Origin of the sequence: Nocardioides psychrotolerans (assembly GCF_943371775.1) — a bacterium.
In the GTDB taxonomy this organism is placed as follows: domain Bacteria; phylum Actinomycetota; class Actinomycetes; order Propionibacteriales; family Nocardioidaceae; genus Nocardioides; species Nocardioides psychrotolerans_A.
In genome coordinates this window covers 1-5,913 of the sequence record NZ_CALRWD010000133.1, presented here as the reverse complement: position 1 = coordinate 5,913, position 5,913 = coordinate 1, and the positions used below count along the sequence as shown (strand labels likewise).

7 protein-coding genes are annotated in these 5,913 nt (G+C 72.3%); 5 read left to right on the top strand and 2 right to left on the bottom strand.

Annotated features, from left to right (window positions below; genetic code table 11):
* Positions 1 to 24 precede the first annotated feature (24 nt).
* Genes AAG827_RS21885 through AAG827_RS21875 form a run of 3 tightly spaced genes read left to right on the top strand, consistent with a single transcriptional unit; the run spans position 25 to position 2,971 of the window.
* A complete protein-coding gene (locus tag AAG827_RS21885; RefSeq protein ID WP_341928324.1) occupies positions 25 to 1,059 on the top strand; it encodes an iron ABC transporter permease in 1,035 nt (344 codons plus the stop codon).
* Positions 1,056 to 2,150, top strand: coding sequence for an iron chelate uptake ABC transporter family permease subunit (locus AAG827_RS21880; protein ID WP_341928323.1), 1,095 nt, complete (start codon positions 1,056 to 1,058; stop codon positions 2,148 to 2,150). The genes AAG827_RS21885 and AAG827_RS21880 overlap by 4 nt, the downstream gene beginning before the upstream one ends.
* Positions 2,150 to 2,971 (top strand): ABC transporter ATP-binding protein, encoded by an 822-nt coding sequence (locus AAG827_RS21875; protein WP_341928322.1) that lies wholly within the window; start codon positions 2,150 to 2,152, stop codon positions 2,969 to 2,971. Before AAG827_RS21880 ends, AAG827_RS21875 begins: the two co-directional genes overlap by 1 nt.
* Positions 2,972 to 3,049: 78 nt before the next feature.
* On the opposite strand, the gene AAG827_RS21870 is transcribed toward AAG827_RS21875, so the two are convergent.
* A complete protein-coding gene (locus AAG827_RS21870) occupies positions 3,050 to 4,102 on the bottom strand; it encodes an ABC transporter substrate-binding protein (protein ID WP_341928321.1) in 1,053 nt (350 codons plus the stop codon).
* A gap of 120 nt (positions 4,103 to 4,222) precedes the next feature.
* Here AAG827_RS21870 and AAG827_RS21865 point away from each other — a divergent pair, with 120 nt between their 5' ends.
* Positions 4,223 to 4,849: an SRPBCC family protein gene (locus AAG827_RS21865; protein ID WP_341928320.1), complete on the top strand. Its 627-nt coding sequence runs from the start codon at positions 4,223 to 4,225 to the stop codon at positions 4,847 to 4,849.
* A complete protein-coding gene (locus AAG827_RS21860; RefSeq protein WP_341928319.1) occupies positions 4,849 to 5,160 on the top strand; it encodes a metalloregulator ArsR/SmtB family transcription factor in 312 nt (103 codons plus the stop codon). Before AAG827_RS21865 ends, AAG827_RS21860 begins: the two co-directional genes overlap by 1 nt.
* A 275-nt stretch (positions 5,161 to 5,435) precedes the next feature.
* On the opposite strand, the gene AAG827_RS21855 is transcribed toward AAG827_RS21860, so the two are convergent.
* On the bottom strand, positions 5,436 to 5,913 hold a 478-nt coding region (locus AAG827_RS21855; protein ID WP_341928318.1), incomplete at its 5' end, for an aminotransferase class IV.

Genomic DNA, 5,913 nt, shown 5'->3' with positions numbered 1-5,913 from the left:
AATTAGGTTAGCCTTACCTCTGTCATGACCATCCTCGATCGCGCACCAGCGCCCACCGCCCCGGCCACCCGCCGCGGCTCGGTGCGCGGCGTCCTGCTGCTCGTCCTCGCACTCCTCGCCGTCTGCCTCATCAGCCTCGCCGTCGGCTCGCGGGGCATCGGGCTCCCCCGCACCGTCGAGGTGCTCCTCCACCCCGACGGCTCCACCGAGGCCACCATCGTCCGCGACCTCCGGGCCCCCCGCACGATCCTCGCGCTGGCCGCCGGGCTGTGCCTCGGGGTGGCCGGCGCACTCATGCAGGGCCACACCCGCAACCCGCTCGCCGACCCCGGTCTCCTCGGCGTCACCGCAGGCGCGTCGTTCGCCGTCGTCGTCGGCATCTACGCGCTCGGCATCGCCGACCCGACGTCCTACGCCTGGTTCGCCCTGCTGGGCGCCGGGGCGGCCGCCACCCTGGTCTTCGCCATCGGCTCGACCAGGGGTGGGCCCGACCCGGTCACGCTGGTCCTCGCCGGCACGGCCGTCAGTGCCCTGCTGGGCGCCTTTACCCAGACGATCCTGCTGCGCGACGTCGAGACCCTCGACGACTACCGCTTCTGGGTCGTGGGCTCGGTGGCCGGGCGCGACCTCGACGTGCTCTGGCAGCTGGCGCCCTTCATGCTCGTCGGCCTGCTGCTCGCCGCGATCGGCAGCCCGGGCCTCACCATGCTCCAGCTCGGCGACGACGTCGCCCGCTCGCTCGGCATAAGCCCGACACGTCACCAGGTGGGCGGCATCCTCGCCGTCATGCTCCTCGCCGGTGCTGCGACCGCCGCCTGCGGACCGATCGGCTTCGTCGGGCTCGTCGTCCCGCACGTCGCGCGCCACCTCGGCGGCGTCGACTACCGCTGGGTCGTGCCGTACGCCGGCCTCGTCGGCGCCCTGCTCGTCGTGGTCGCCGACGTGGTCGGTCGCGTCATCGTGCGCCCCGGTGAGCTGCAGGTCGGCATCGTCATGGCGCTGATCGGCGGGCCCGTCTTCGTCCTCCTCGTCCGTCGTCTCAGGTTGGTGCGCCTGTGAGCATCGTCGGCCTCCGGAGCAGCCCCCGCACCGCGGTCGCCCCCCTGCGGGTCGGCCCGGTCTCGTGGCGGGTGCCGCTGCGGGCAGCGTCGGTCTCCGTGGTGGGAGCCGCCCTGCTGTTCGTGCTCTTCGTGCTCGACCTCGCCCTGGGCGATGTCGAGATCCCCTTCGGCACGACGCTCAGCACGCTCTTCGGCGGGGGCGACGGCGGCTCGCAGTTCATCATCAACCAGCTCCGACTGCCGCAGACGACCGTCGCGCTCCTCGTCGGCGCCTCGCTCGGACTCTCCGGCGCCCTGTGCCAGACCTTCGCGCGCAACCCGCTCGCGAGCCCCGACATCCTGGGGGTCACACAGGGCGCGGGAGCCGGCGCCGTGGCGCTGATCGTGCTCAGCGGCGGCAGTGGCTACGGCGGTGGCCTGGTCAGCGGCACGCTGCAGACCCTCGGCCTCCCGCTGGCCGCCTTCGCCGGCGGGCTGGGGACCGCGCTCCTGCTCTACGCCCTCTCGTGGCGCCGCGGCATCGACGGCCAGCGGCTGGTCCTGGTCGGCATCGGCATCGGCGCCGCCCTCATGGCCGTCACCGACTGGCTGCTCGTCCGCGCCCGCATCCAGGACGCCGCCAGCGCCCAGGTCTGGCTCAACGGCTCGCTCAGCTCCCGAGGCTGGGACCACGCCAAGCCGGTCATGCTCACGCTGGCAGTGCTGGTGCCGCTCTCGGTGCTCCTGGTGCGTCACCTCAACGCGCTGCAGCTCGGCGACGACTCCGCCCGCGTGCTCGGGGTGCGGCTCCAGACCACCCAGCTGCTCGTCCTCGTGACCGCGGTCGGGCTCGCCGCCGTCTCGGTGTCCGCGGTCGGACCCCTGGGTTTCGTGGCGCTGGTCGTGCCCCAGGTGGCCCTGCGCCTCACCGGCGGGTCGCGACCACCGCTGCTCGCGTCGATGGTCCTCGGCGGCGTGCTCGTCGTCGGCGCCGACCTCGTCACGCGTGTGGTGCTGCCGTTCGTGGTCCCCGCCGGGGTGGTCACGGCCGCCCTCGGTGCGCCGTACCTGATCTGGCTCCTCGTCCGCGTCAACCGGAAGGTCCCCTGATGAGCACCCTGCTCGACACCGCACTGGCTGCCCCCTCACGCCTGGGCGCCGTCGGCGTGACGGTCGGCTACGGGGGGGACCCCGTCGTCTCCGACCTCACCTTCGACGTGCCCGACGGCAAGGTCACGACCATCATCGGCCCCAACGGCTGCGGCAAGTCGACCCTGCTGCGCACGATGGCGAGGCTGCTGAAGCCCAGCTCCGGCCACGTGCGGCTCGACGGCGAGCCCATCGGCGCCATGGCGACCAAGGCGGTCTCCCAGCGGATGGCGCTGCTGCCCCAGAGCCCCCTCTCGCCCGAGGGCCTCCTGGTCCGCGACCTCGTCGGTCGTGGCCGGCACCCGCACCAGCGATGGTTCGCGCAGTGGTCGCCTGCCGACGAGCAGGCCGTCGGGTCCGCCATGCGCATGACCGACACGCTCCACCTCGCCGACCGGGCGATCGAGCAGCTCTCGGGCGGGCAGCGGCAGCGGGCGTGGATCGCGATGACCCTGGCGCAGGACACCGACCTGGTGCTGCTCGACGAGCCGACGACGTACCTCGACCTGGCGCACCAGGTGGAGGTCCTCGACCTCGTGACGCGCCTCAACCGCGAGCGCGGACGCACCATCGCGCTGGTGCTCCACGACCTCCACCTCGCCGCCCGCTACCGCGACGTCATCGTGGTGATGAAGGACGGCGCGATCGTCGCCCAGGGCGACCCCGCCGCGATCTTCACCCCGGAGCTGCTGCTCGACGTCTTCGGGCTGCGCGCCGACGTGCTGGCCGATCCGCGCACCGGCCTGCCGATCGTGGTCCCGCTGTCGGCCGACCGCGACTGAGCCGCGCCCGATCGCACCCAGACCACTGCCCCCGACGCCGTCAGCGTCGGGGGCAGTGGTCTGTCGTGGACGGTGCGGTCAGTCGGTGACGACCGGCGGCTTCGTCGCGGGGTCCCCGTCGACGGCGGCGGCCAGCTGCGGCACGTAGCGCTCGAGCACGTAGGGGATCGCCAACGGGTTCACGAAGCTGTGGGCGACGTAGTAGGCGCCGTCCGCGTCGGTCACGTCGACCCAGCGGCCCTCCCGGTAGGCGTCGGTGCCCTCGTAGACCGCGGCCACGTCCTGCTCGGCCTCGATGTCGTACCAGACGGTGACGTCGATGTCGGCGAGCTCCTCGGCCCGCTCGGCGCTGAGCGAGACGCCGAACTCGCCTTCGCCGTCGGTGATCGTCTTGCTGGTGATGTCGAAGCCCAGGTCCCCGAGCAGGCGGGTGCGCGGGTCCTCGGGTCCGTAGACGAACAGTCCCTCGTACGGCGTGACCAGGGCGGCGGTCCTGCCAGCGAACTCGGGGTGGTCGGCGGCGGCCTGCGCGATCGCGGCAGTGGTGTCGTCGACGAGCGTGGCCGCCTCCTCGGCCTGGCCGACGGCCTGGCCGATCTTCAGCGACATCTCGTCCCACGGCATGCTGTAGTCGGGGTAGTCCCCCGACTGGGCCAGCGTCGGCGCGATCTGCGACAGGAGGTCGTACTCCTGCTCGCTCATGGAGGAGTACTCACCGATGATCAGGTCGGGCGCCAGCGCGGCGACCTTCTCGACCGGGATGCCGTTGGTCGCGTCGAGCACCTCGGGCATCTCGGCCCCCTCGGGCAGGGCCTCCTCGGCCCACGGGTTGATGCCGCTCTCGTCGCCGAACCAGGAGGTCACGCCGACCGGCACGATGCCGAGCGCGATCAGGGTGTCCTGCTCCTGCAGCCCCACGACGACGACCCGCTCGGGCACGTCGGTGAACGTCGTCTCGCCGTACTTGTGCTCGATGGTCACGGGCAGCTGGGTCGAGGTGCCGCTGCTCCCGGAGCCGCCCTCGTCGGCGGTCGCGTCGTCGGAGCCGCAGGCCGACAGGACGGAGCCGAGCCCCAGGGCCAGGGCCAGGGCCGAGGCCCCGAGGGCGAAGGAGCGTCGTGGTGTGCGCATGTCTCTCATCTCGTTCGGTGGACAATGATTAGGTAAGGCTAACCTTATCTTAGCGAGGTAAGGCTTACCCACTCAGTCCGCTCTCCTTGACGCATCAACACTGATTGATAGGTTGGAGACATGACCTTCTCCCCTGCCGACCACCTGGGCGCCGTCGAGCGCCGCCTCTCGACCGTCACCCGCGACGGTGAGGAGCTGCGACTCCTGACCGTCACCCGCACCTACGCCGCCGCGCCCGACGAGGTCTGGCACGCGCTCACGACGGCGGAGCGCATCGAGCGCTGGATGATGCCGGTCAGCGGCGACCTGGAGCTCGGCGGTCGCTACCAGCTCGAGGGCAACGCCGGCGGCGAGGTCCTCGCCTGCGAGCCGCCCGAGCGCCTGGCGCTCACCTGGGAGCACGGCGGCCAGGTGAGCTGGGTCGACGTCAGCCTGCGACCGACCTCCGAAGGCACCCTGCTGCAGCTCGACCACTCCGCAGCCGTCCCGCCAGGGATGTGGGAGGAGTTCGGCCCCGGGGCCGTCGGCATCGGCTGGGAGCTGGCGATCATGGGCCTGGCCGAGCACCTCGCCGCCCCCGACGCCGAGCGCCCGCCGCGCGAGACGGTGCCCGACCTCACCGACTACATGGTCGCGGCGAGCGACGAGTGGGCCGCGGCGAGCATCGCCGACGGCACCGACCCGGAGGCGGCCCGGGCGGCCGCCGCGCGGTGCACCACGGCCTACACGGCCACACCCGAGGCCTGATGCACGCCCTCGACGTCCTCGGCGACCCCGTCCGGAGGCGGATCCTCGAGGTCCTCGCCGGAGGCGAGGTCTCGGCCGGCGCGATCGTCGAGGTCATCTCCGCCGAGTTCGGCATCGGCCAGCCGGCCGTCTCGATGCAGCTGCGGGTCCTCCGTGAGGCCGGCTTCGCCGATGCTCGCGCCGAGGGTCGCCGCCGTCTCTACAGCGTCTCGACCGGCCCCTTCGTCGAGGTGGACGCGTGGCTCACGCCGTTCCGAGCGTTCTGGGAGCAGCGGCTAGACGCGCTGGAGACCGAGCTGCGCCGCCACTGACCCTGAGCGCGAGTCGGCGCGCTGTTGCGGGGCCGAGGCGGGGTCACGTTGCAGTGCAACTGGCCGGCTCCGCTCCATCAAGGGATGTCGACGACACGCCACTCCCCACGGCGTACACCCCACGGTGGGTGGCGTGTCGTCATGGGAAGTGCCGAGGCGCCGGCCGCCGCACGGGCGTGGACGGGGAGGTTCGTCGACATACCTTGGTGAAGCGGCGTGCCCCACCCACCCGCGCTCCCCTGCACCATCGCGCCGACTCGGCCAGGGACGGGGACTCAGCAGATGCGGTGCATCCAGCCGAAGGTGTCCTCGGCCCGGCCGTACTGCACGTCGACCAGCGCCTGACGCACCTGCATGGTCAGGTCGGTCGACGCCGGGGCCGGGGCCTCGCCGCCGTCCCACTTCAGCGAGCCGACCGGGGTGATGACGGCGGCGGTGCCGCAGGCGAAGATCTCGGTGATCCGGCCGCTGGTCACGCCGTCGCGCCACTCGTCGATGGAGATCTTGCGCTCCACGACCTGGTGGCCGAGCTTGCCGGCCAGCTCGATGACGCTGGCGCGGGTGATGCCCTCGAGGATGGTGCCGGTCTGCGGGGTGACGATGGTGCCGTCGTCGAAGACGAAGTACATGTTCATGCCACCGAGCTCCTCGACGTACGTCCCCTCCTGGCCGTCGAGGAAGACGACCTGGTCGCAGCCCTGCGCGGTGGCCTGCTGCTGCGCGACGAGCGAGCTGGCGTAGTTGCCGCCGGTC